At 42.9% G+C, this 26146-nt stretch carries 27 protein-coding genes; all 27 read left to right on the top strand.

Annotated elements, in window-relative coordinates:
- The first annotated feature begins 273 nt into the window (after positions 1–273).
- The 27 genes from codY (at position 274) to PCY11_RS10160 (ending at position 26117) form a co-directional block, all read left to right on the top strand.
- Positions 274–1062 (top strand): GTP-sensing pleiotropic transcriptional regulator CodY, encoded by a 789-nt coding sequence (gene codY, locus PCY11_RS10290; protein ID WP_045759799.1) that lies wholly within the window; start codon positions 274–276, stop codon positions 1060–1062.
- Complete coding sequence (locus PCY11_RS10285) at positions 1062–1640, top strand: cysteine hydrolase family protein (RefSeq protein WP_024054996.1); 579 nt, start codon at positions 1062–1064, stop codon at positions 1638–1640. The genes codY and PCY11_RS10285 overlap by 1 nt, the downstream gene beginning before the upstream one ends.
- 111 nt (positions 1641–1751) lie before the next feature.
- On the top strand, positions 1752–2921 hold the full coding sequence (locus PCY11_RS10280; RefSeq protein WP_301362739.1) for a glycosyltransferase: 1170 nt from the start codon (positions 1752–1754) through the stop codon (positions 2919–2921).
- 39 nt (positions 2922–2960) lie between these two features.
- Positions 2961–3848, top strand: coding sequence for a glycosyltransferase family 2 protein (locus tag PCY11_RS10275; protein ID WP_024054994.1), 888 nt, complete (start codon positions 2961–2963; stop codon positions 3846–3848).
- Between the two features lie 26 nt (positions 3849–3874).
- Complete coding sequence (locus PCY11_RS10270) at positions 3875–5158, top strand: accessory Sec system glycosyltransferase GtfB (protein ID WP_301362738.1); 1284 nt, start codon at positions 3875–3877, stop codon at positions 5156–5158.
- Positions 5155–6648 (top strand): glycosyltransferase, encoded by a 1494-nt coding sequence (locus PCY11_RS10265; protein ID WP_301362737.1) that lies wholly within the window; start codon positions 5155–5157, stop codon positions 6646–6648. The genes PCY11_RS10270 and PCY11_RS10265 overlap by 4 nt, the downstream gene beginning before the upstream one ends.
- Before the next feature lie 119 nt (positions 6649–6767).
- Positions 6768–7070, top strand: coding sequence for an Asp-tRNA(Asn)/Glu-tRNA(Gln) amidotransferase subunit GatC (gene gatC, locus PCY11_RS10260; protein ID WP_070575453.1), 303 nt, complete (start codon positions 6768–6770; stop codon positions 7068–7070).
- Positions 7070–8536, top strand: coding sequence for an Asp-tRNA(Asn)/Glu-tRNA(Gln) amidotransferase subunit GatA (gene gatA / locus PCY11_RS10255; protein ID WP_070845663.1), 1467 nt, complete (start codon positions 7070–7072; stop codon positions 8534–8536). The genes gatC and gatA overlap by 1 nt, the downstream gene beginning before the upstream one ends.
- Complete coding sequence (gene gatB / locus PCY11_RS10250) at positions 8536–9978, top strand: Asp-tRNA(Asn)/Glu-tRNA(Gln) amidotransferase subunit GatB (protein ID WP_070845665.1); 1443 nt, start codon at positions 8536–8538, stop codon at positions 9976–9978. The genes gatA and gatB overlap by 1 nt, the downstream gene beginning before the upstream one ends.
- A gap of 99 nt (positions 9979–10077) precedes the next feature.
- Positions 10078–10461 carry a hypothetical protein gene (locus PCY11_RS10245; protein ID WP_070845667.1) on the top strand — a complete coding sequence of 128 codons (384 nt, stop codon included), beginning with the start codon at positions 10078–10080 and terminating at the stop codon, positions 10459–10461.
- A gap of 133 nt (positions 10462–10594) precedes the next feature.
- Complete coding sequence (locus PCY11_RS10240) at positions 10595–11638, top strand: 2,3-butanediol dehydrogenase (protein WP_003005506.1); 1044 nt, start codon at positions 10595–10597, stop codon at positions 11636–11638.
- Positions 11639–11732: 94 nt separating this feature from the next.
- The gene (locus PCY11_RS10235) at positions 11733–12644 is read left to right on the top strand and encodes a DMT family transporter (protein WP_070449882.1); all 912 of its coding nucleotides are present in this window, start codon (positions 11733–11735) and stop codon (positions 12642–12644) included.
- A gap of 154 nt (positions 12645–12798) precedes the next feature.
- Positions 12799–13887, top strand: coding sequence for a DUF4352 domain-containing protein (locus PCY11_RS10230; protein WP_070845673.1), 1089 nt, complete (start codon positions 12799–12801; stop codon positions 13885–13887).
- A gap of 145 nt (positions 13888–14032) precedes the next feature.
- Positions 14033–15172, top strand: a complete 1140-nt coding sequence (locus tag PCY11_RS10225; protein ID WP_070845675.1) for an amidohydrolase — start codon at positions 14033–14035, stop codon at positions 15170–15172.
- Between the two features lie 126 nt (positions 15173–15298).
- The gene (locus PCY11_RS10220; protein ID WP_009731556.1) at positions 15299–16126 is read left to right on the top strand and encodes an amino acid ABC transporter substrate-binding protein; all 828 of its coding nucleotides are present in this window, start codon (positions 15299–15301) and stop codon (positions 16124–16126) included.
- Between the two features lie 24 nt (positions 16127–16150).
- A complete protein-coding gene (locus PCY11_RS10215) occupies positions 16151–17014 on the top strand; it encodes a MetQ/NlpA family ABC transporter substrate-binding protein (protein WP_070449873.1) in 864 nt (287 codons plus the stop codon).
- 72 nt (positions 17015–17086) lie between these two features.
- Positions 17087–18460, top strand: a complete 1374-nt coding sequence (locus tag PCY11_RS10210; RefSeq protein ID WP_061591055.1) for a M20/M25/M40 family metallo-hydrolase — start codon at positions 17087–17089, stop codon at positions 18458–18460.
- A complete protein-coding gene (locus PCY11_RS10205) occupies positions 18453–19520 on the top strand; it encodes a methionine ABC transporter ATP-binding protein (protein WP_070449870.1) in 1068 nt (355 codons plus the stop codon). Before PCY11_RS10210 ends, PCY11_RS10205 begins: the two co-directional genes overlap by 8 nt.
- Positions 19517–20209: a methionine ABC transporter permease gene (locus PCY11_RS10200; RefSeq protein ID WP_024056434.1), complete on the top strand. Its 693-nt coding sequence runs from the start codon at positions 19517–19519 to the stop codon at positions 20207–20209. The genes PCY11_RS10205 and PCY11_RS10200 overlap by 4 nt, the downstream gene beginning before the upstream one ends.
- A 12-nt stretch (positions 20210–20221) precedes the next feature.
- A complete protein-coding gene (locus PCY11_RS10195; RefSeq protein WP_024056435.1) occupies positions 20222–20809 on the top strand; it encodes an MptD family putative ECF transporter S component in 588 nt (195 codons plus the stop codon).
- Positions 20810–20934: 125 nt separating this feature from the next.
- Positions 20935–21129, top strand: a complete 195-nt coding sequence (locus PCY11_RS10190; protein WP_003005328.1) for a helix-turn-helix transcriptional regulator — start codon at positions 20935–20937, stop codon at positions 21127–21129.
- Between the two features lie 28 nt (positions 21130–21157).
- Positions 21158–21640: a DUF6773 family protein gene (locus PCY11_RS10185; RefSeq protein ID WP_042760246.1), complete on the top strand. Its 483-nt coding sequence runs from the start codon at positions 21158–21160 to the stop codon at positions 21638–21640.
- Positions 21641–21650: 10 nt separating this feature from the next.
- A complete protein-coding gene (locus PCY11_RS10180) occupies positions 21651–22142 on the top strand; it encodes a DUF6773 family protein (RefSeq protein WP_070845677.1) in 492 nt (163 codons plus the stop codon).
- A 150-nt stretch (positions 22143–22292) separates the two neighbouring features.
- Positions 22293–23276, top strand: a complete 984-nt coding sequence (locus tag PCY11_RS10175) for a rhodanese-related sulfurtransferase (protein ID WP_049488414.1) — start codon at positions 22293–22295, stop codon at positions 23274–23276.
- Between the two features lie 99 nt (positions 23277–23375).
- Positions 23376–24281, top strand: coding sequence for a DUF4299 family protein (locus PCY11_RS10170; RefSeq protein ID WP_024056438.1), 906 nt, complete (start codon positions 23376–23378; stop codon positions 24279–24281).
- Between the two features lie 156 nt (positions 24282–24437).
- A complete protein-coding gene (locus PCY11_RS10165) occupies positions 24438–25211 on the top strand; it encodes a nucleoside phosphorylase (protein WP_024056439.1) in 774 nt (257 codons plus the stop codon).
- A 153-nt stretch (positions 25212–25364) separates the two neighbouring features.
- Positions 25365–26117, top strand: coding sequence for an SDR family oxidoreductase (locus PCY11_RS10160; RefSeq protein WP_301362735.1), 753 nt, complete (start codon positions 25365–25367; stop codon positions 26115–26117).
- Positions 26118–26146: the final 29 nt, after the last annotated feature.

Here is a 26146-nt window from a genome sequence, read left to right as displayed (position 1 = left end):
GCAGTGGTTGAGTGGGCTCTACTACGCTGATTTCATCAGCTTTTACAGCCCTACTCAACTGTGCGGAGGTGGGACGACGAAATCGAATTCTAACGAATTACCGATTTCTGTCCCACTCTCTTTTTTTGATTCATTCTATAGAATCCATGTCATCGAAACGACATTTTTCTGAATTGCGCACAATTGTAGAAAAAATAAATAATTTTCAGATAATTTGATTGAAATTCCCACACTTATATGATATACTTGAGCTGACTATATGCGAGGTTTATTATGGCAAACTTATTAGAAAAGACACGTAAAATTACATCCATTTTGAAACGGACTGATGAACAGTTACAGGTAGAGATGCCTTACAATGATATTGCCCAGCAATTGGCGGATATTATTCACTGTAATGCCTGTATCATTAATAGCAAGGGAACTCTTCTTGGTTATTTCATGCGATACAAGACCAACAATGACCGAGTAGAAGCTTTCTTCCAAAATAAAAAACTACCAGAAGATTATGCCAAGGCGGCTAGTTTGGTCTACGATACAGAAGCTAATTTAGATGTGGACCATGATTTGAGTATCTTTCCGGTTGAAACCAAGTCTGAATTTCCTGATGGCTTGACGACCATTGCGCCTATTCATGTTTCTGGGATTCGGTTGGGTTCCTTAATCATTTGGCGCAATGATAAACAGTTTGCGGATGATGATTTGATCTTGGTTGAGATTGCTAGTACCGTGGTAGGGATTCAAATGTTGAACTACCAACGCGAGGAGGACGAGAAGAATATTCGTCGTCGCACAGCGGTGAATATGGCTGTCAATACCTTGTCTTACTCCGAATTGCGTGCCGTATCTGCTATCCTTAGTGAATTGAAAGGCAATGAAGGTCAGTTGACTGCTTCTATCATCGCAGATCGTATTGGCATTACCCGCTCTGTGATTGTCAATGCACTTCGGAAATTGGAATCTGCTGGTATTATTGAAAGTCGTTCTCTTGGGATGAAGGGAACCTATCTAAAAGTGTTGATACCAGATATTTTTGAAGAAATTAAGAAAAGAGACTACTAATGGCTAAAGCATTAATTTCGATTGACTACACCGTTGATTTTGTAGCGGATGAAGGTAAGCTAACGGCAGGGGCTCCCGCCCAAGCCATTTCTGAGAGCATTGCTCAGGTGACCCAATTGGCCTTTGACCAAGGAGCCTATGTCTTTTTTGCCATTGATGCGCATGATGTGGACGATCCCTTTCATCCAGAAAGCAAGCTCTTCCCACCTCATAATATCATTGGGACCAGTGGACGAGATTTGTACGGTCCCTTAGCAGATTTTTATCGGGAGCACCAAGCGGATCCACGTGTCTTTTGGATGGACAAGCGTCATTATTCTGCCTTTTCAGGGACGGATCTAGATATCCGACTTCGGGAACGCCATGTAGATACCGTTATTTTGACTGGGGTCTTGACCGATATCTGTGTTCTCCATACAGCGGTTGATGCCTACAATCTGGGTTATCAGATCGAGGTTGTGGAACCTGCAGTGGCATCGATCACTCCTGAAAATCACCAGTTTGCTTTGAATCACTTCAAGCATGTCTTAGGGGCAAGTTTGGTAGACGATACACTAGCTGTATTAGACCAAAAATAAGAAACCGATGTAAAAGAGGTCATAGACACTTGTCTAGGCCTCTTTTTTGGGGTTAGAAATTGTTTTCCTCTCTTGAAAATGGTATTCTAATGAAAGAAAAAAGGGGAAGTTATGAGTAAAAAAGCTGTTGTGTTTTCAGCCAATCTATCTTATATGGAAAAGTTGGAAACCGCTATGAAGTCACTGTGTGCCCATCAGGACCAGTTGAAAATTTATGTTTTAAATGAAGATCTACCAACTGAGTGGTTTACTATCATGAATCAGCGCTTGCGCCAGTTGGATTCAGAAGTGATCAATTGTCGGATGTCACCCGAGCAATTCCAGTCCTTTTCGCTTCCAAGTGACCATATTCACTATGCAACCTATTTCCGTTACGCTATTCCAGAGATGGTGGAAGAAGAGCGAATCCTCTATCTGGATTGTGATATGATCTTTACACAGGATTTATCGCCTTTATTTGAGGTCGATCTAAAAGGTTATGGACTGGGTGCAGTGGTAGATAAGCCGACGACGACAGATGGTTTTAATGCTGGACTTTTGGTAATTGATAAGGCTTGGTGGCAAGAGCACCAAGTGACAGAGGCTCTTTTTGACCTCACTCGCGAGCACCATCAGCATGTCTACGGAGATCAAGGAATTTTGAACCTGTATTTCAAAGATGCTTGGTATCCATTACCTTGGACCTATAATCTACAAGTAGGGTCTGATAAGGATCAATATCTCTATGGTGATTTGGACTGGTATGATGCCTTCCAAGGGATCCCAGCAGTCGTTCACTACACCTCTCATAATAAACCATGGACCTCTAAACGTTTCAATCGTTTTCGTGAATTATGGTGGTTTTATTATGCCCTCTCTTGGGAGGAAATTTTACTTCGAAAACCGATTTTGAAGCAAACCTATCAAGATCTAGTGGGAGATTTTCCTTATCATGCGGCTATTTATACCCATACAGCAGATATCCACGAGTTGGAGACGTTGTTAAAAGAGTTGCCGGACGTAGCGATTCATGTCCTTGCCCATAGTCATTTTGGTTTTAACTTGGTGCAATTGGAACGCTACCCTAACCTCTTTCTTTATCCCTCTTTTGATCCCTTGACCAGTCGAAAAGTCCTAGAAAAATTGGATGTTTATCTGGATATCAATCCCTATGATGAGGTCGATCAGATAACGCAAACGATCAGTCAACAAGGTCTCCCTATTTTTCTTTTGAAGGAACCAATCATGTGGAGAATGGTGAGAATCAGGTGTTTAGGGATGATCAGGTGCAGGAGATGGTGACAGCGATTCGCGATTATTTAAAGAGAAATGAGAAGAAGCATGGAAACAAATGAAGTAGTGAGTATCATCATTCCCATCTATAATGTAGAAGCTTATTTGAGACAATGTTTGGAAACGGTTATCCATCAGACCTATCCTCACTTGGAAATTATCCTGGTCAATGATGGTTCGCCAGACCAGTCAGAAGAGATCTGTAAGGAATTTTTTAGGAAAGATGCACGCATCCGCTACGTCCGCCAAGAAAATGGGGGCTTATCTGCTGCCCGTAATACAGGGATTGAGTTGGCGACTGGTGATTACATTACCTTTATTGATCCAGATGACTGGGTGACGGAGGACTATGTAGAAGTGCTCTATCGCCAACTGAAGAAGTATGATGCGGATGTCTCGGTAGCCAACTATAACCTCTATGATGACAGTAGTAGCAAATACTTGATCAAGGTAACGGACGATGATTATTCAGAGATCCTTTATGAGGGGCGAGCAATTATGGACCACGATGCCATTCAGGAGACCAGAGATATGGCCTGGGCGTGTGCTATGATGAAGCTCTATAAGCGTAACTTATTTGAAGGGCTTCGTTTTCCGGTCGGAAAAAATGTCGAGGATAACTTCCTGATGTACAAGCTCTTCTTAAAAGCCAATCGGGTGGTCCATACGGAGAAATGTATTTATTGGTATCGCGTGGGTCGTTCAGATACTCTGTCCCAGGTTTGGACAGAAAAGCGGGTACTCGATGAGATGGAAGCCAAGCAAGAAAAATTGGCTCTTCTTGGGATGTTGGGCTATGATCTGACCTGGCACCGCTATATCTACAAAACGCGCTTGAAACGAGCTCTTGAAAAACTAGAAGAAGCAGGCTTACAAGAGTCAGAAACCTATGAGCGTGTGGTGATCAACCTCAGTTTCGTTGAAACCATGGACTAAGAACTTAATGATGAGAAAGGATCAGCATGTTCATTATTGCATCAGAGCAGACCAGAGAGCTGGATCGTTTGCGAAAATTATTGGACAAACTTGGCCAGCCCTACCGTGTGTTTGTGACCAATTTGGAAACAGATTTGGATCAACAGACAGATAGTCTGGCGACCTTTTTTACCCAAACAGACCCGGCATCAACAGTTGGGCAACCATTATTTTTCAATGATTTAGAGGTTCCAGAATTATGGGAATGTTGGACGCTTGGGATCACAACCTATCTTTTTGATGGGGAGGAACGTCGTGCCAATGTGGTTTTACGAGGGGATATCTTGTCGCGAACGGTTGACAGAGTAGAGTGGTTTGGTCAGGGAGAAGAGATCGCATCTATTGATTTCTACAATCGCTATGGCTGGAGAAGCAAGCAGAGTCTCCTTACGGAAGCTGGTCAACCATATTTAGACATTTATTTGAACCGTCAGCAAGAAGAAGTCTTGCTTCACTTTGTCTCACAAGGAACCTTTTTGCTTCAAACTCCTAAGGGACGGGATCGCCTGTATGCCAGTAAGGAAGAGCTGCAGAGAGCTGTCCTAGAACAAGTCTTACCGGAAGATGAAGCTGTTCTTTTGATGGACAAGGCATTGCTAGATGTTGTGACAGAGATACCAAAGGAAAGACTCGCCTACTGTGCCAATGACGCTCATGAACTAGACGAAATCAAAGAACAAGTCAGTCAGATTTTGTTGGTAGAAGATGGTCTGTTGAGGGAGAAAAAAGACGGGATCACAGCCTTGTCAGGGCTGGTAGATGTGGAGCAGGAAAGTTTTCAACCAGAAGCCCTGGTCATGACGGCTTCTCAAGAGGTTGAAGGTTTATCTAGACTGGCCCATCAATTCCCACAAGTAACCTTTCACATTGCTGCTTTGACAGCCATGGGACCGAAATTAACAGACTTGGAGACTTGTTCTAACGTGCACCTCTATCCAGGGATTTCGCTAGAAAAATATGAGAACTTGTTATCCAGCTGCTCTATTTATCTGGATTGCAACCGAGGAGAAGAAGTGTGGAGCAGTAGCCTTCATGCTCTTGAAAATGGGCAAGTCTTATTTGGTTTGAAGAGCACGGTGCATCAGGAAGCCTATAAAAACTTGAGCACAATCACAGATACAGTCGAAGAAATGGAACAGCAACTAGATACCTTGCTCCAGCAGCCAGAGACCTACAAAGAATTGGTAAGAGAGCAGGCACGAATCTTGAAATTGCCTGAAAAAGAAGCTTTGGAAGAGCTGTTTAAGCGATTAGAGGGAGGAACCGCATGACCATTTATACCTTTAATCTATTAGTGGGATTCGAACCCAATGGGGTTGATGTTGCACAAGCCTCTCGGGCAAAGATGCTCCGGAGACTAGGAGTGGCAGCGAAGTTTGTCTTTACCACTTGGCCCACTCCAGAAAAATTGGCCTATTACCTCTCATTGGGGCACCGGGATGAGGAACTGCTTTTTGCCCATTTAGCTTTTACGGATCAACAGACTACGGTCCCTCAAAAGACGGTAGGGGCCTTGCAAATGGAGTTTCAACTGACGCGTCTGGATGTTGTTGAAAAAACGGAAAGAGCCATTCGCTACCAATTTGCGGATGGAAACGCCTTGAGCTTTCATTTGGATCCCTATCATCCAAACTGTGTCCGCTATGTAGACTATCTTTTGGCTGGAAATAGGATCAAGCGAGAGTATTATGGAGCTTGTAAACTTGTCACAGAGTATTTTCAGTATGGTAGTGTTGTCAGACGGATCTATCACCATCAAGATGGGACTATCGCTTTTGAAGAATCGAGGTTAGGTGGAAGCTGGCTCTATAAACTGGGGTCTGAGATTTTGACCAACCATACAGAAGTGATGAGACGTTTTTTGTCGCAGCTGTCGCTAAAAGAAGAAGATCTGATTCTGCTTGACCGGGCTTCGCGCATGGATTTTGCTCGCCCTTTGTTGGAGAAAGCTGCTCCTTCAAAGCTCGCCATGGTGTTTCATTCGGAGCATGAATTTGAAAATGGCCATCTCAATTATGAATATTATTATGTGTTCAAGTATGCCAAACGCTTCGATTATTTCATCACAGCAACGGATCTTCAAAAAGAAGTCTTGGAGCAGACACTTGCTAAACAAGGATGCCAAGGAATTCCAATCTATAGCATTCCAGTAGGGCATCTAGAAGAATTGACGGAATCACTAGGAGACAGACCTCCCTTTAGTGTGCTCACAGCTTCCCGTTTGGATCCAAGAAAACGCATCGATTTGGCCATTCGAGTAGTGGCCCAAGCTCATGAACGACTCCCAGCCCTTCAGTTTGATATTTATGGGAAGGGGGGAGAAGCGGACAATTTGCGACACCTGATTCAGGAGCTTGCAGCACAAGATTATATTCACCTACGCGGTCATGCGGATCTTCAGCAGATCTATCCTTGCTACCAAGCCTACCTCACCACTTCTCAGTGGGAGACCTTTGGTTTGACTTTGATGGAGGCTGCTGGAGCAGGTTTGGCTTTGCTGGGCTTTGATGCCCGTTATGGCAATCCAACTTTTATAAAAGAGGGTAAAAATGGCTTTTTGGTACCTTATAGCGAGACAATGCCAGAAGAAGAGTTGGTGAAAGAGTTGGCGGACAAGCTGGTCCAGCTCTTTGAAAGCGACCTCGCTCCATTTCACCAGGCTTCTTATGACTTGGCCTCTTCTTACCTCGCTTCTAATGTCCAGGAAGTCTGGAAAGAGACTCTAATGGAGATGGGGCAATTCGGCGGAAAAGAAATATAAAAAGAAGAATCTGTAGCGACAAAAAAGTCCTACAGATTTTTTCTAAGGCAAGCAAATTGGGCTAAATTATGGTAAAATAGAGGGTATTGAAAAATCATCATTTCACGAAAGGAAGCAAGATGAAAATTACGCAAGAAGAGGTAACCCACGTTGCCAATCTTTCAAAATTGAAATTCTCTCCAGAAGAGACAGCTGAGTTTGCGACAACCTTGTCTAAAATTGTCGACATGGTGGAATTGTTGGAAGAAGTGGACACGACAGGTGTTGCTCCAACAACGACCATGGCGGATCGTAAGACCGTATTGCGTCCGGATATCGCTGAAAAAGGGACTGACCGTGACCGCTTGTTTAAAAATGTACCTGAAAAAGACAATTACTACATCAAGGTACCAGCTATCCTAGAAGATGGAGGAGATGCCTAATGTCATTCAACCATAAAACCATTGAAGAGTTGCACGACCTCCTTGTCTCTAAGGAAATCTCAGCAACGGAATTGACACAAGCGACGCTTGACGATATCAAGGCGCGTGAAGAAGCGGTTAATGCCTTTGTAACGGTGGCCGAAGAAGCTGCCCTTGCACAAGCCAAGGCTATTGATGAAAAAGGAATCGATGCAGACAACCTCCTGTCAGGGATTCCACTCGCTGTCAAAGACAATATCTCAACAGATGGCATCTTGACGACTGCGGCATCAAAAATGCTCTATAACTACGAGCCAATCTTTGATGCGACAGCTGTTGCCAATGCCAAGGCCAAAGATATGATTGTCATCGGGAAGACCAACATGGATGAATTTGCCATGGGTGGATCTGGTGAGACTTCTTACTATGGACCAACCAAGAATGCTTGGGACCACAGCAAGGTGCCTGGTGGATCTTCTAGTGGTTCTGCTGCAGCTGTAGCTTCAGGGCAAGTCCGCTTGTCCCTTGGTTCGGATACCGGTGGTTCTATCCGCCAACCTGCTGCCTTCAACGGGATTGTTGGTCTCAAACCAACTTATGGAACGGTTTCCCGTTTTGGTCTCATTGCCTTTGGTAGCTCACTTGACCAAATTGGTACCTTCTCACCAACGGTTAAGGAAAATGCTCAATTGCTTAATGTCATTGCCAGCGAAGATGCCAAGGATTCAACTTCTGCACCTGTTCGTGTAGCAGACTTTACTTCTAAGATTGGTCAAGACATCAAAGGGATAAAGATTGCCCTTCCGAAAGAATACCTTGGGGAAGGAATTGACCCAGAAGTCAAAGAAACGATTCTTAATGCGGCCAAACACTTTGAAAAATTGGGAGCGACTGTCGAAGAAGTCAGCCTTCCACACTCTAAATACGGGGTTGCCGTTTATTACATCATCGCTTCATCTGAAGCTTCTTCAAACTTGCAACGTTTCGACGGTATTCGCTATGGTTTCCGTGCGGAAGATGCCAAGAACTTGGATGATATCTACGTGAACACTCGTAGTCAAGGCTTTGGCGATGAGGTCAAACGCCGGATCATGCTGGGTACCTTTAGTTTGTCATCTGGTTACTACGATGCTTACTACAAGAAAGCTGGTCAAGTCCGTACCCTCATTATCCAAGACTTCGAAAAAGTCTTTGCAGATTACGACCTTATCCTTGGTCCAACAGCTCCAAGTGTAGCCTTTGATTTGGATTCGCTCAACCATGATCCGGTTGCCATGTACTTGGCTGACCTCTTGACCATTCCAGTCAACTTGGCAGGTCTTCCAGGGATTTCGATTCCTGCAGGTTTTGCGCAAGGTCTTCCAGTTGGTTTGCAGTTGATTGGTCCGAAGTATTCTGAAGAAACCATCTACCAAGCTGCAGCTGCCTTTGAAGCAACGACGGATTACCACAAGCAACAACCCCTTATTTTCGGAGGTGACAATTAATGAACTTTGAAACAGTCATCGGACTTGAAGTCCACGTTGAATTGAATACAAACTCAAAAATTTTCTCACCAACCTCTGCTCAATTTGGGAACGAGCAAAATGCCAATACTAATGTGATTGACTGGTCTTTCCCAGGTGTGCTTCCTGTCTTGAACAAAGGTGTTGTAGATGCTGGTATCAAGGCTGCTTTGGCCCTGAATATGGATATCCATCAGCACATGCACTTTGACCGTAAGAACTATTTTTACCCTGATAATCCAAAGGCCTACCAAATTTCGCAATTTGACGAGCCAATCGGATATAACGGTTGGATTGAAGTGCAATTGGAAGACGGCTCAACTAAGAAAATCGGGATTGAACGGGCCCACTTGGAAGAAGATGCTGGTAAGAACACGCACGGAACAGACGGCTTCTCTTACGTAGACCTTAACCGTCAAGGGGTTCCATTGATCGAAATCGTATCTGAAGCAGATATGCGTTCTCCAGAAGAAGCCTACGCCTATTTGACAGCTTTGAAAGAAGTCATCCAATACACAGGTATCTCTGATGTCAAGATGGAAGAAGGATCGATGCGGGTCGATGCCAACATTTCCCTTCGTCCATATGGTCAAGAGGAATTTGGTACCAAGACTGAGTTGAAGAACTTGAACTCTTTCTCAAACGTCCGTAAAGGTCTTGAATACGAAGTTGAGCGTCAAGCGAAAATCTTGCGTTCAGGTGGGGTCATTCGTCAAGAAACACGTCGTTACGATGAAGCCAACAAGAGCACGATTCTTATGCGTGTCAAAGAAGGAGCTGCGGATTACCGTTACTTCCCAGAACCAGACCTTCCCTTGTTTGAAATCTCAGATGAGTGGATCGAGGAAATGCGCACAGAGTTGCCAGAGTTTCCAAAAGACCGTCGTGCTCGCTATGTGGCAGAGCTTGGCTTGTCTGACTATGATGCCAACCAATTGACAGCGACGAAAGTCACTTCTGACTTCTTTGAAGCAGCTGTAGCCCTTGGCGGAGATGCAAAACAAGTCTCTAACTGGCTCCAAGGGGAAGTCGCGCAATTCTTGAACGCAGAAGGCAAAACGCTGGAAGAAATCCAATTGACACCAGAAAACTTGGTCGAAATGATTGCCATCATCGAAGATGGAACGATTTCATCTAAGATTGCCAAGAAAGTCTTCGTTCACTTGGCGAAAAACGGTGGTGGAGCGCGTGAATACGTTGAAAAAGCTGGCTTGGTACAGATTTCAGATCCTGAAGTCTTGATCCCAATCATCCACCAAGTCTTTGCAGACAACGAAGCAGCCGTAGCTGACTTCAAGTCAGGAAAACGGAATGCAGACAAGGCCTTCACAGGTTTCCTCATGAAAGCAACCAAAGGCCAAGCCAACCCACAAGTAGCCCTCAAGTTACTTGCCCAAGAATTGGCGAAGTTGAAAGAAGAATAATAGATAAAAAACCAGCCGAGAGGTTGGTTTTTACTATCCATAAAATTGTGTTAGAATAGGAAAGACCATTACATATCAACTGACATTAGGAGGAGTTACATGAACAAGTTTTTAAGAGCCTTATTTGTCCTAGTTATCATCGCCATGACTGGAGCGATTATTTTCCAGTTATTCTTTCCATCTTATATGGGAAGTCATTCAGGATATGGTGTTTCTGTCGGTTGGCAACGGGAGATTGGGATTTGGAATGTGGCGGTTCTTGTGATCTTGATTGCTGTCAATCTTAAATACGATTGGTTTTATCTTCGTACGGTTCTATTGGTTTTGATCCTAGGTGGGATTGGGATCGGTACTAATCATCTCTTCAGTTACTTTCACTATCATCTGCCGGTCAATGGGATCGGGGCGCTTGAAAATTATCTCCTAGTCCTTGGTTGGATTGTTGGGTGGAGATTGGAATCTTCTCGTATCAAGAAGAAATAAGAAGGAGCAGTCAAAGGGCTGCTCTTTTTCATCTTCAGTTTTTCCTTGACAAACAAAAGGAAAACGTTTACAATTTTAAATATAAAGTTTCCTGAAAAGAAAACAAAAAAGGTGAAAACAAGGAGATCATCATATGGCTACTATGAAAGCAGCTCGCTGGCATGCAGCAAAAGACGTTCGTATCGAAGAAGTGGAAGTACCTGAAGTACAACCACATCAAGTAAAAGTGGCAGTTAAGTTCACAGGGATCTGTGGTACGGACTTGCATGAATATTTGGATGGACCGATCTTCATCCCAACTGAAGAACATGTGTATTCTGGTCAAAAAGCACCGGTCACTTTGGGACATGAATTCTCTGGTGAGATTGTAGAAGTCGGAAGTGATGTGACTCGTGTCAAAGTTGGCGATCGTGTCACTATCGAACCAATTCTTGCAGAGCACAACTTAATTGGTGACTATAACCTCGATCCAAACTTGAACTTCGTCGGCCTCGCTGCAGATGGTGGTTTTGCTAAATATTGTGTTCTTGATGGGGATTTGGTTCATGTGATTCCAGACAGCTTGAGCTATGAACAAGCCGCTCTCACAGAACCTGCTGCTGTAGCTGTTTATGCAGTTCGTCAATCTGCATTGAAAACTGGAGATACAGCTGTTATCTTTGGCTTGGGTCCAATTGGTCTTTTGATCGTTGAAGCCCTTCGTGCAGCAGGAGCATCAAAAATCTATGCTGTTGAATTGTCTCCTGAACGCCAAGCGAAAGCGGAAGAATTGGGAGCAATCGTTGTTCGCCCAGAAGAAGGAGAAACAATCGTCGAAGCCATCCATCGCTTGACAGGTGGTGGAGCAGATGTTTCTTATGAAGTGACTGGAGTTCCAGTTGTTTTAGGTCAAGCCCTTGCAGCTGTTCATAAAGCTGGGGAATGTATGGTCGTATCTATCTGGGAACGTGAAGCTAGCATCAATCCAAATGAATTCGCTATCCAAGAAAAATCTCTCAAAGGAATTATTGCCTACCGTCATATTTTCCCTAAAGTATTGGAATTGATGGAACAAGGCTACTTCTCTGCTGAAAAATTGGTTACCAAGAAAATTAAATTGGAAAATATCGTTGAAGAAGGATTTATTGAATTAACACAAGATAAATCTCAAATCAAGATTTTGGTTCAACCTGAATAAGCGAATAAATTTATATGAAATATATGAGGCTGAAACGTTTCGTTTCGGCCTTTTATGATACAATAAAAGTAAGGAACAGATTTAGGAGGGGACTATGTCAAAGACGATGAAAGGAACACTCATGACCTTGATCGCCGGGATCGCTTGGGGACTATCCGGAGTTAGCGGGCAATATTTAATGGTTCATGGATTTTCGGCTATTGAGTTAACAAATCTCCGTTTGCTTTTTTCTGGAATTGTCCTTATTCTTCTTTCCTACGTTGCAGATAAGGAGAAGTTTTTGGCCTTTGCCAAAGATAAATCTTCCTACCTTCCCCTTCTTATTTTTGCCTTTTTAGGATTGTTATTGACTCAGTTGACCTATTTAGAGGCGATTGCTGAAACCAATGCTGGGACTGCTACGGTGTTACAGTATCTCTGTCCAGTGGGAATTTTAGCCTATACCTGTATCATTGATAAGGTGGCCCCTACACTAGCAGAAGTGTTTTCGATGCTTCTAGCGATTGGTGGCACATTCTTAATAGCAACCCATGGTCAACTCAATCAATTGGCCATCAATCCCAAAGGTTTGGCTTGGGGAGTGGTGTCAGCATTTGCCTATGCCCTTTACATCATTCTACCTCTGAACTTAATTCAAAAATGGGGAAGCATGCTGGTGATTGGAGTTGGGATGACTATTCCAGGAATCCTAATGCTCCCTTTTAGTGGTCTTCTCTCTTCTTCTGGAAACTACAGACTCGATACCTGGATGGCCCTTTTTGGCTTGGTGGTGATTGGGACGATTTTTGCCTATACAGCCTTTCTGAAAGGAACCTCTTTGGTAGGAGCCGTTAAAGGAAGCTTGCTGGCGTCCTTTGAGCCTGTTTCGGCAGTTTTCTTTGCCTTTGTCATTATGAAGGAGCATTTTTTTATGGTTGATGTGATTGGGATGGCCATGATCCTCCTTGCAGTTCTCTTGATTTCCCTCAAGGATTTCATGATTCAAAAAGAAAAAGGAATCTTGTAAAACCAAAACCAATCATATTTTAGTTAAAAGGTTGAGACGAAGGTCTTGGCCTTTTTGTAATCCTCGCCCTCTGAGGGAGAGTTATCACTATATAGCGTATACATCGCTAGAAAAAGATGTTAAAATAGAACAAAACTTTTTTAAGGAGATGAGGATGAAAAAGATTTTTAAATGGACCCTATTTGCTGTAGCGACCTTGAGTTTAGCGGCTTGTGGAATCAGTGCTCAAAAGACAAATTCGCAGCAAGCAAAGACAGAAAAAGCAGCGAAAAGCTCTGCATCTGACGGTCAAGTCGAGGTGAGTTTAAAAGGAGGGCAATACATCAAACCACCTGTCCTCAATGACTCAGAAGACGGAAGCTATTTAGCCCTTCAATTAGAATTTAAAAATGTTGCCAAAGAATCTATCAACGTGTCAGATTCAGATATCACCATTTACGATGCGGATAATAACAAGGTCAAATTGCAGTCAGGAATTTATGACCAAAGTGAAGCCTTCCAATTGCTCAAGAGTGATCAGTTGGCCCAGGATAAAAAATTAACCGGCTATATCGTTTTTCCAGTCGAAAAAGGTAAAAAATATGAAGTGCAGTATGAACGAAAAACCTATAGCTCTGATAAAAAATCCAAACCTTTAAAATTTGCGGTGGATTCTTCTCAGTATGAGGATAAGGTGGAAGCTTCCACTATTCTAGCAGATGAATACATCAATCAAGTTTACTTCAGTGGCCAACGAAAGGTCAAAAAGGACGATGCTTTTGTTTTGGGAACTGATTTGAAAAAGGAAGCCAGTGATTTCCATGCGAAATTTGCCGCTGACTTTACTCGTAAACTACATGATTACCAATTCTCTGAAGAAGAAGTGAACCAGTTTATCGATGCTTACGAAAAAGAAAATGCTAAGCGTGCGAAATTAACCTATAAGGTTAAACAATATCTCCCGGACAAGGTGGTCATTAGTCTAAATCCTGAGACGGTCAGCATGGAAAAGACGATCTTAAACCACATGCAGACCTTCTATCAGGAACATCGAAAAGACTATCCAGGGATTATCGAGGCGAATCAGGCTCAAAACAAAGCCTATAGAGAGGAAATGATGGCTTCTCTTGCAGATCGCCCCTTGACGACGCCGGATCGGTACGACTACCAGTTGACCTTTGTTAAGAAAGATGGCAAATGGGAAGTAGAAAAAGCCTATAATAGTGATAGCTTAATGGAAAAATTCGAGGGAAATCTTTCTTAATGCGGAAGTTGGCACTCCAAGGACATGTATCTAGGAGTGTTTTTATCTATAGTTTGAAACTATATCAAAACCCAAGAAACAAGAATTAGACGGAAACACCTATTAGTGATAAAATAATTTTAAGTTTGAAAGGAGATGAAGGCTTGTGGCTTTTTCTTATGAAGAGTTAGCAGAGATTCGCCACTATATCCACCAACACCCAGAATTGTCTGGTCAAGAATACCAGACAACCGCCTTTCTAAAAGAGCGTTTAGAAGAGTTGGGGATCCGTATTTTAGAGAGCGGACTAAAAACTGGTCTGATTGCAGAAATTGGTTCCGGCCAACCGGTGGTGGCACTTCGAGCAGATATCGATGCCCTTCCAATTTTGGAACAAACGAATCTGCCCTACCAAAGTCAGAATCCAGGAGTCATGCATGCATGTGGCCATGATTTTCATCAAACCAGTCTTCTGGGAGCAGCAGCTCTTCTCAAGGAAAAAGAAGACCAGCTTGAAGGAACTGTACGCTTGATCTTTCAGCCAGCAGAAGAAATCTCAGAAGGTGCTTCTGATGTTTTGGCAACAGGACTGTTGGAGGATGTTCAAGGAATTATTGGTTTTCACAACATTCCTCAGCTAAAAGCAGGGCAACTTGCTTTGAATGCTGGAGCTATGATGGCAGGGGTTGAGAAATTCAAGGTTACCGTGACAGGGGTTAGTAGTCATGCCGCAAGACCAGATTTGGGAGTTGACACTGTAACGGCCGTCACAACCATGGTTCAGAATGTACAATTATTAATTTCACGGACCGTTTCTCCCTTTGAAACAGCTGTTTTGTCCATTACGCACCTGGATGTGGGCTCAACCTGGAATGTGCTCCCAAAATCAGGCTATTTTGAAGGAACCATTCGTTCTTTTAATCCAAGTGTGCAAAGAGACTTGAAGGCACATTTTATTTCCATCATTCGACACATTGCAGAAAGTCTGGAAGTAGATGTGGCTTTTGAGTGGGGTGTGACACCGCCCGTTACCTTTAATGATGAGGAATTGACGAAAGTGGTTTGGGAAGCTTCACAAGGCTTGGCTGAAGTGATTCCAGCAAATCCTTCTACAGCTGGAGAAGACTTCGCCTTTTACCAAGAGCGAATTCCTGGAGTCTTTGCCTTTATTGGTTCGAATGGAGAGCCGGATGCGCCAGACCTCCATCATGATCACATGACCATCGATGATGCAGCCTTTGAGGTTTCGGTTCCCTATTATGTTGAAAATGCGCAAGCTTTATTGCGGTATTTTAAAGAAAAATAAGTGTGATAAAGAAAAACTATCACCTCCATAAAAAATATATATTAGGCAAGTAAATGCTTTTTTGATAAAATTAAAAAATACTTTTAAAATGGCGTTTTATGTGCCTGAAACCAAAAAGGAGATCCTATGAATCTAAAAAAAATGATTAAGTATTCTGCTTTAGGATTAGTTGCAGTCCTTGCAACCAGTGCTTTAGTAGCATGTTCATCTGGCAAATCAGCCAGTGGGAAGAAAACCATTGAAGTTGGGACGGTTGGAACAACCAAACCCTTCTCTTATGAAGAAAAAGACGGCAAGCTAACCGGTTATGAAATCGAAGTTTTGCGTGAAATCTTTAAAGGTTCAGACAAATACGAAGTGAACTTTAACAAGACAGAGTGGTCTTCAGTCTTTGCTGGATTAGATAGTGACCGTTTCCAAATCGGTGCCAACAACATCAGCTACTCAAAAGAGCGGGAAGAAAAATACCTCTATCCAAATCCATATGCTCGTAATCCACTAGTATTGGTCGTACCAAAAGATTCTTCTATTAAATCTTTGGATGACATTGGTGGCAAGAAAACAGAAGTTGTTCAAGGAACATCTACTGCTAAACAATTAGAAGATTACAATAAAAAACATTCAGATAATCCAACCGACTTGCAATACACAGATGGAACGATTCAAACCATCATGGCCAATCTAGCGGATGGTCGTACCGATTACAAGATCTTCGAACGGATTTCTGTAGATACCATCATTCGTGATCAAGGCTATGACAACTTGAAAGTCATTGAGCTTCCAAGCGACCAACAACCTTATGTTTATCCAATTATTGCAAAAGAGGATAAAGACCTTCAAAAATTTGTCAACAAACGCATCAAGGAACTCTATGACAATGGAACCCTTGAAAAATTGTCTAAAAAATACTTCGGTGGTTCTTACCTACCAGAAGCAAAAGATATTAAAGAATAATATTTATTTAAAGGAGATTTTAAAATGAAATTGAAAAAAATTCTTGGTTTAACAGCTCTTGCAGCTATCGCAACGTTTGCTCTTGCAGCATGTGGTTCTTCAAACTCATCTAGCAAAGATGGTGAAACAACAGTTAAAGTGGGTGTCATGACTTTGAGCGACACTGAAAAAGCTCGTTGGGATCAAGTTCAAAAGAACTTGGATGACGCTAAAACAGGGATCAAATTGGAATTCACTCAATTTACAGATTACTCACAACCAAACGTGGCTGTAAAAGATGGTAGCGTAGATATCAATGCATTCCAACACTACAACTTCCTTGATAACTGGAATTCTAAAAACGACAAAGCCCTTGTTGCAGTAGCAGATACTTACATCGCTCCAATCCGTCTTTACTCTGGTACAGAAAACGGTAAAAACAAATACACTTCTATCAAAGAAATTCCTAAAGGTGGAACAATCGCTGTACCAAATGACCCAACAAATGAAAGCCGTGCCTTGTATGTCTTGCAATCAGCAGGTTTGATTAAATTGGATACCAAAGATGGACAATTGGCAAACGTATCAAATATCAAAGAAAATTCAAAAGATTTGAAGATCTCTGAATTGGATGCTTCACAAACACCATCTGCTCTTCCATCAGTAGATGCTGCTGTCATCAACAATACCTTCGTTCGTGAAGCAGGCGTTGATTTCAAAAAAGCTATCTATGTTGAAAAGAAAGACAACAACTCAAAACAATGGTACAATTTGATCGCTGCTAAGAAAGATTGGGAAAAATCTGATAAAGCAAAAGCTATCAAAGAAATCATCAAAGCCTATCACAAAGACAATGTGAAGAAAGTGATCGAAGAATCTTCAGAAGGAATGGACCAACCAGTCTTTTAAGATTCGATCTCAAGTGTATGAAGGAGGTGGAGAAGCAATTCTCTACCTCTTATCGTGTATTAGGAGGAATGCATGCCTTTTGCAACAGAAGCGGAACAAATTCGAAAATTTGAAAATGATGAGGTCGCACAACATTATTTTGAAGTGTTGCGAACCTTGATTTCAAAAAAATCCATCTTTGCTCAACAAGTAGGTCTCAAGGAAGTGGCCAACTATTTGGGGGAAATTTTTACAGCTGCAGGAGCCAAAGTCGAAGTTGATGATAGCTACACAGCCCCTTTTGTGATTGCCAAATTTTTCTCCCCAAATCCAGACGCAAAAACCATCATCTTCTATAACCACTATGATACAGTACCAGCGGATGGAGACCAACCTTGGACGGGAGATCCTTTTACCTTATCGGTTCATTACGGGACCATGTACGGTCGAGGGGTTGATGATGACAAGGGACATATCACAGCTCGTCTCACAGCTCTTCGAAAATACATTCGTGAAAGTGGCGATTTGCCAGTCAATATCACCTTTATCATCGAAGGGGCAGAGGAGTCCGCATCGACTGACTTGGATAAATACTTGGCCAAACATAAGAAACACTTGCGTGGGGCGGACCTCCTAGTTTGGGAACAAGGTACCCGAAATAATCAGGGTCAGTTGGAAATTTCCGGTGGTAGCAAAGGGATCGTCACATTTGATATGGTGGTGAAGAGTGCAGAAGTGGATATCCATTCCAGCTATGGTGGCGTGGTGGACTCTGCTTCTTGGTATTTGTTAAATGCTATCGCCAGTCTTCGTGACAAAGAAGGCCGAATCTTGGTGGATGGGATTTATGATCAGATCCAAGAACCCAATGAACGCGAGCTAGCTTTGATTGAGCAATATGCCAACAAAGGACCAGAAGATGTAGCGGAAACCTATGGTCTAACCCTTCCAATCTTGAAGGAAGATCGAAAAGAATTCCTGCGCCGTTTCTATTTTGAACCAGCCTTGAATATTGAAGGTTTTGGTTCTGGTTACCAAGGTCAAGGTGTCAAGACCATTCTTCCAGCAGAGGCACGTGCTAAGATGGAGGTGCGCTTGGTTCCAGGACTAGATCCCAAAGATGTCTTAGAAAAGATCAAGCAGCAATTGAAGAAAAATGGCTATGATCAGGTCGAATTGGTCTACACTCTCGGTGAAATGAGTTACCGAAGTGATATGAGTGCCCCATCGATTTTAAATGTTATTCAGCTGGCCAAAGATTTCTATAGAGAAGGGGTTTCAGTTCTTCCTACAACAGCGGGAACAGGACCAATGCATACGGTATTTGAGGCTTTGCAGGTACCGATGGCAGCCTTTGGAATTGGCAATGCCAATAGCCGTGACCATGGGGGCGATGAAAATGTGAAAATCGCCGATTATTACACCCATATTGAATTGATAAAGGAGTTAATAGCAAGTTATGAGTAAAGCAATGATTCAGCTGGACCACATTGATGTGACCTTCCAGCAAAAGAAACGTCAGATTCAAGCTGTCAAAGATGTGACCATTCAGATCAATGAAGGCGATATCTATGGGATTGTGGGTTATTCCGGAGCCGGAAAATCGACCTTGGTTCGGGTGATCAATCTCTTGCAAGTGCCTAGCGCCGGAACCATTACTGTGGATGGAGATGTGATTTATCAAGATCAGGTGACCTTAAAACCAGCTGCCCTAAGAGAGAAACGTCGGGATATCGGGATGATCTTCCAACACTTTAACCTGATGGCTCAAATGACTGTCGCAGAAAATGTTGCTTTCGCCCTCAAGCATTCTAAATTAAACAAAGAACAAAAGAATGAGAAAGTGGCGAAATTGTTGGAACTAGTTGGTCTAGCTGACCGTGCAGAGAATTACCCAGCCCAATTGTCTGGTGGACAAAAGCAGCGGGTAGCGATTGCGCGTGCCCTTGCCAATGATCCAAAGATTTTGATCTCAGATGAGTCAACTTCAGCCTTGGATCCAAAGACGACCAAACAAATTCTAGCTCTGTTGCAAGAATTGAACAAGAAACTTGGTTTAACCATTGTCTTGATTACCCATGAGATGCAAATTGTCAAAGATATAGCGAACCGAGTAGCTGTCATGCAAAATGGCGAATTGATCGAAGAAGGATCTGTTTTAGATATCTTCTCGAATCCGAAAAATGCCTTGACCCAAGACTTTATCACTGTTGCAACAGGTATCGATGAAGCCATGGTGAAAATCAACCAACAAGCGATTGTGAAGAACTTGCCTGATGATTCGATGTTGGCGCATCTCAAGTATGCAGGTTCTGTGACAGATACAGCCATCATCAATGATATTTACAAGCAGTACCAAGTATCTGCCAACATTTTATTTGGGAACATCGAGATCCTTGATCACACGCCTGTCGGAGAGTTGGTGGTCATCTTATCAGGTGAGACTCAAAATCTGGAAACGGCCAAAGCTGAGTTAGAAAATGCAGGAGTTTCCGTGACTATTGTGAAAGATGGGAGAAAAGCATGATCCAGTTAATTCAAACATATTTACCAAATGTCTATAAATTAGGGTGGTCTGGCCAGTATGGATGGGGAACCGCTATTTACTTGACTCTTTACATGACCGTTATTTCCTTCATTATTGGTGGATTTTTAGGTTTGATGACAGGACTTTTGTTAGTCTTGACCCGTCCAGGTGGTGTCATCGAAAATAGAATCGTTTTCCAAATTTTGGATAAGATTACTTCCTTGTTCCGCGCCATTCCTTTCATTATCTTGTTGGCCTTTATTAATCCCTTGACCTACTTGCTCTTGAAAAATACCATTGGTCCTACAGCAGCCCTTGTTCCGCTGTCTTTGGCTGTCTTTCCATTCTTTGCCCGCCAAGTCCAAGTAGTCTTGTCCGAGTTGGATGGAGGCGTGATTGAAGCAGCACAAGCAAGTGGGGCAACCTTCTGGGATATTGTTGGTGTCTACCTTCGTGAAGGGCTTCCTGATTTGATCCGTGTAACAACGGTGACCATCATTTCCTTGATTGGAGAAACCGCCATGGCAGGTGCCGTTGGTGCTGGAGGATTAGGAACCTTGGCCATCAACTACGGGAAAAACATGTTTAACAATGATGTCATCTTTGTGGCGACCTTATTGATCCTGATTCTGATCGTTCTGGTCCAATTTATCGGGGACTTCCTTTCGAAGAAAATTAGCCACCGTTAGGATCAGTGTCCAATGAATAGAATAAATGTGAATCAAATAAAACAAGTTGGAGCCTTCATTTTCCTCTATTTTCTTGCGATTGGACTGGGGGTCTTAGTTGGAAATCTGGTCGATCATCAAGGAAATATGTTTTATGCTCCTGCCTTTTCAGCCCTGTTTGGCGGGACGATCTACCGCTATTATCTAGAAAAAATAAAAGGAGTTGGATCTATCTTTATAGTTGGCTGCGTGATCGGATCCTTCTTCCTCTTTTCGCGTCATGGTGCAGGGGCCTTTATTCCAGCCTTGATCGCCGGAAGTTTTGCGGAGATGGTCGCCTCAAGTGGTCGTTTTCGCTCGAATTTACGAAATGTCTTGTCTTTTGTTATTTTTGCCTTTGCGACAACAGGGCCCATTCTTATGATGTGGTTCTATCCAGCCAGTTACCGCATGTCGTTACTGGATCGTGGTAAATCGATAGACTATGTCAATCGGGTGATGGTATCACCAGATCTAGCGACCATCACTTGGTTTGTCCTCACGGTCATACTGGGTGCTGGATTAGGATGGGGACTATCATATATCCTACAGTCATTTCTAACAAAAAGAAGAGGAAACTAAGAAAGCCTGGGAAACCAGGCTTTTTTTGTTTTATCAAAAATATTTTTTACAAAATGTAAGATATATATTGCAAAATAGAAAATATAGTGTATAATAAAACTATAAAAACAAGAAAGGAAAATCATGTGGCGAAAAATCTCAAATTAAAAATGGCCCGGGTCGAGCATGATATGACCCAGGGGGATCTTGCAGATGCCATTGGAGTGACGCGCCAGACCATCGGTCTGATTGAGGCGGGAAAGTATAACCCAACCCTCAGTCTCTGTCTTGCCATCTGTAAGACCTTGGATAAGACGCTGGATCAACTGTTCTGGGAGTAACAGTTTTAATAATAGAAAGAGGAAGAATATGAAACAAAAGAAAGAACCAATTGTAAAAGATGAACGGACCATGCTACTTGATGGAAAAATCGCAGGAGAGCTTGTCCTTGGTATGACCTGCTTTATTGCCCTATCTGCCTTTGTGAAATCCAGTATCCTGGACTTAGATCTAGTCGCTTATCTACCTGAGATGTTCCTTCTGATTGCCATGGGGATTTATGCTCTGCTAAGAAGGATCAGTTCAGGGATTGATATCCGAGATATGTTAGAAAAAGATAGCTGGTTGAGTCGCCTTGGGTCAGGTCTATTCTTTGCTGTGCTTGTGACAGCTATGGATGTGATTGGAAAGAGAGAAGCAATGAGCTTTATCTTGAGTCCCAAGTATCTGGTCAAAATTCTATTAGAAATTCTAGTCTTTGCCATCCTGACAGATCTTCTTGAAAAACCACTTGCTCTTATCAATCGGAAAAAACAAGAGAAGATCGAGGCAGAATTAGAGGATGAAGAATAAGGAGGAAGAGATGAGATTACAATTGCTGAACAAACAGATCATAGATGAACGAGAAGAAGGCTTAGCTAATAAGGCTGGTGCTGAGACGGCTGGTTTCCTGTTCCTTGCCTTAACTGTTTTTAGTGTGGGATCCATTTTTACATCTAAGGTGGGGCTCAGTCCAATCATGGTGGTAGCCTTACTCATCGTCTCAGGATTGTATTACTCTGTTCGTTGTCAACGATTGGGTGTGAAATTTATCAGTTATAGCTATCTAAATGTGACGGGAATTGTAGCAGTAACCCTTGTTCTTTCCTTGTTCATCTGGGCTCAAAATTTTCAATTAAACCAGGCTGTCTATCACTCAAATCCCTTCCATTCAAAATTCTTGCTAGTGCTTCCCATCACCTTTCTCCTGAATCTTCCGATTGTATGGGGGCTGAATTCTCTTGTGATGCTTCTTGCAAAAGTAGAGAAAAAACGCTATGAAGCCTATCTGGACCAGTTGGAAAAGGAAGAGTAGAAAGTTGAAACCCTGGTTTCGTCCTATAAAAGTCTGGGAAACCAGGCTTTTATTTTTCAGTCAAATAAATTGCATTCGTTTTCTTGGGAGAGTATACTGGTATAGTTGAATGAAAAATTCTGATAATTTAATCTTAGAAAAGAGAATGACATGGCAAAACCTATTCGTGTATTACTTTACTATAAATATGTTCCCATCGAAAACGCGGAACAATTTGCGGCTGATCACTTGGCCTTCTGTAAATCAATCGGCCTTAAAGGTCGTATCTTAGTCGCTGATGAAGGAATCAACGGAACCGTATCTGGTGACTACGAAACAACGCAAAAATACATGGACTACGTTCACAGCCTTCCAGGGATGGAAGACCTCTGGTTCAAGATCGATGAGGAAGAAGAGCAAGCTTTCAAGAAGATGTTTGTCCGTTATAAGAAAGAGATTGTCCACCTTGGTTTAGAAGATGATAATTTCGATAATGACATCAATCCTCTTGAAACAACAGGTGCTTACTTGTCACCAAAAGAGTTTAAAGAAGCTCTTCTCGACGAAGATACCGTTGTCCTTGATACTCGGAATGACTACGAGTACGATCTTGGTCACTTCCGTGGAGCTATTCGTCCAGACATCCGCAACTTCCGTGAATTGCCACAATGGGTCCGTGATAACAAGGAAAAATTCATGGACAAACGCGTTGTCGTCTACTGTACTGGTGGAGTCCGCTGTGAGAAATTCTCAGGCTGGATGGTGCGTGAGGGCTACAAAGATGTTGGTCAATTGCATGGCGGAATTGCAACCTACGGGAAAGATCCAGAAGTTCAAGGCGAACTGTGGGATGGGAAAATGTACGTCTTTGACGAGCGGATTGCAGTCGACGTCAACCATGTCGATCCAAGCGTTGTCGGAAAAGACTGGTTTGATGGAACACCATGTGAACGTTATGTCAACTGTGGAAATCCTTTCTGTAACCGTCGGATCTTGACTTCAGAAGAAAATGAAGACAAGTACCTTCGCGGATGTTCGCATGAGTGCCGGGTTCACCCTCGCAATCGCTATGTAGAAGAACACAACTTGTCACAAGCAGAAGTTCGTGAGCGTTTAGCCCTTATCGGTGAGACGCTTGATGGAGCACCTGCATAATGGAAACAAACAGTCTGAAAGCTCAGGCTGTTTTTATATGGAAATTGATTGAAAATTGTGCTATACTTTAGGTAAGCGATTTCACAAAGGAGAAAACAAATGAGTATCGTGTTTTCAATCAAAAATAAAAAGAGCTTATTTGGCTATCAGAAAGTACTCGCGGCACAGGAAGTTCTTAAATTAGTAGAAGGGTTGATGACCTACAACTATGGTCCTGCCACCCTTCATCGTCCCTTAAATGATTTTGAAGGCTTGAACTGTATCGTATTTGGTAAGAGCGGTCTTCCTCTGCAGTTACGCTATTTTGATGAGGAAGAGTCTTATCAGATTCAGGTGCCCTCTTTTGCGATAGAAGAAGATTGGCAGTTGGCCCTTCGATGGATCAGTCGCCTAGGAGAAGTATTAGGAACGGAGATTGTGGCCAGTGACGGCGTAAGCTATACTCCAGATTCTGTTTTCCATTTTGATTATGAAGTCGTCATCCTAGAAACGCTGGGTAATGTGACGAAAGAAAAAGATCTAAAAGAGTTTGAAGTACAAGGCTTCGCTCATCCAGTCTATTTGGATCGGGATACAGTGCAGGAAGTCTTGAACCATGTCCATCCACTAGAAGCCTACTCTGCCTTTATCAAGAAGATTCAATATAGTGCAGCTTATTTCAGTCAAGTCCGTTTTTATCAACAGGAGGAGACAGGAGCCTTCTTAGCCAGCTATAGCTTGACAGAAGATACGGATACAGTCTTGCCACGGGTGCCACATGTTCCTGCAGAATATGTAGAAATCGTGGGCTTAGCGGGTATCATTGATTGGCGGGTGCTATTGGTAGCGATCGAGGGAGATCCGGGTAAGCCAGAAAATTACCATCCAATTGGTTCTCTTGCTCTGAAGGACTTACTGGAGGCCTTAGAGCCAGATGAATTCCAGTTGCTTGATGCTAGTCAAATTGAAATTAAAAAATTATCCAAAGAACGCTTGCTAGAATTAGCGCAATTGGAGAACAAGTAAAAAATATCATAGTGAACTGTCCCTCCGACGTTTGATCCGAAAAATCTAACGTCTGGGAGCAGTTCTTTTTTATGCCCTTCCTTTGATCAAAAACCAATGACTAGGCTAATTGTGGTATAATAGGGGCCTAGAAGTAGAATGAAAGAGGTGCACGAAATGCTGTTAGAAGAATTTGATGCCAATCGACAGGCGATTATCAATCCACAAGACTTACACCAACCAATTGAAGGATTTCCCAAAGTAGTCATCTCTTGCTTTTCAAGAGTAACTTTTGCTCGCCTCCTTGAAAATTATGAACATGAGGTCATTGCAAGAACCTCCATGGCCAATTTTGAAGTCGTGGTCTATGGGATCACTATTGGAGACCAACAGATTGGTGCCTTTAATGCACCAGTTGGGGCTGCTTCCTGTGTGGGGATTATAGAGGACCTGATTCAATTTGGGATGGAAAAACTGGTGCTCTTTGGAACCTGTGGGGTTTTAGACCGTGATATCGAAGCGACTTCCATCATCATTCCAACGGCTGCTCTTCGCGACGAGGGGACCAGTTACCACTATCTTCCGGCTAGTGATGAAGTGGAAGTAAACAAGAAAACCCTTCCTCTCTTCCAAGCCTTTCTTGAAAGCCACAAGGTTTCCTATCAGTCAGGAAAAGTGTGGACGACAGATGCACCCTACCGGGAAACCATCGACAAGATGAAGCGACGAAAGGAAGCGGGAGCCATCTGTGTGGATATGGAATGTTCGGCAGTGGCAGCCTTAGCAGCTTATAGGGGCTTTGAGCTCTGCCATTTCTTCTATGCAGCAGACCACCTCTCGGAAGAAAAATGGGATATCCGAACCTTATCTAGTCATGAGGATTTAGATAGCAAGGATCGCATCGCGGAGTTAGCCATCCAATTTGCGCTCTTTTGGGAAAAGGCAAACTAAATGAAAGAAGCAATGATTGAACTGAAGGATTTTTCCTTCCAATACAAGAAGTAATTTTGCAAGAGAGGGATGGTTCATCTAGATTCTAATTAGAGACAGAACCTGATGGATCTGCTCAATCTGAATTTTTTTACAATCCATGGAGGTAATGTCATGTCAGAAACGATTTTAGTAACAGGAGCTTCAGCTGGTTTTGGTCAAGCAATCTGCCGTCGCTTAGTAGCAGATGGATACCGTGTGATCGGGTCAGCTAGACGCATCGATAAATTACAGGCCCTCCAAGAAGAGTTGGGAGAAGACTTTTATCCCCTGCAAATGGATGTGACGGATCTTTCTCAGGTAGATCATGCACTTGCCAGTTTGCCAAAAGATTGGGAGAAAGTGGATGTTTTGGTCAATAATGCTGGCTTGGCTCTAGGCCTCGCCCCAGCTTATGAAGCAGAGGTCGCAGACTGGCTGACCATGATTCAGACCAATATTGTTGGTTTGACCTATCTGACAAGGAAAATCTTGCCCCAGATGGTGGAACGAAATGATGGCTATATTATCAATTTGGGCTCTACAGCAGGGACTGTGCCTTATCCAGGGGCCAATGTTTACGGGGCATCCAAGGCTTTTGTCAAGCAATTCTCCCTCAATCTTCGGGCGGATCTAGCTGGCAAGAAGATTCGTGTCAGCAATATTGAACCTGGTCTTTGCGAAGGGACAGAGTTCTCTTCTATTCGCTTTAAAGGAGACGAAAAACGGGTAGAGGCCCTCTATCGAGGTGCCCATGCCATTCAGCCGGAAGACATTGCCAACACCGTAGCTTGGTTGATCCAACAGCCTAAGCATGTCAATGTCAATCGGATTGAAATCATGCCGGTTTCCCAAACCTTTGGCCCTCAACCTGTTTATCGTGACTAAAAAGAGAAGCAACCACTCCACATGGGGTT

It is taken from the genome of Streptococcus sp. SP8, assembly GCF_030440045.1.
Lineage (GTDB): Bacteria > Bacillota > Bacilli > Lactobacillales > Streptococcaceae > Streptococcus > Streptococcus parasanguinis_I.
Note: the sequence above shows the minus strand (reverse complement) of the source record. Positions and strands in the feature narration are given on the sequence as shown.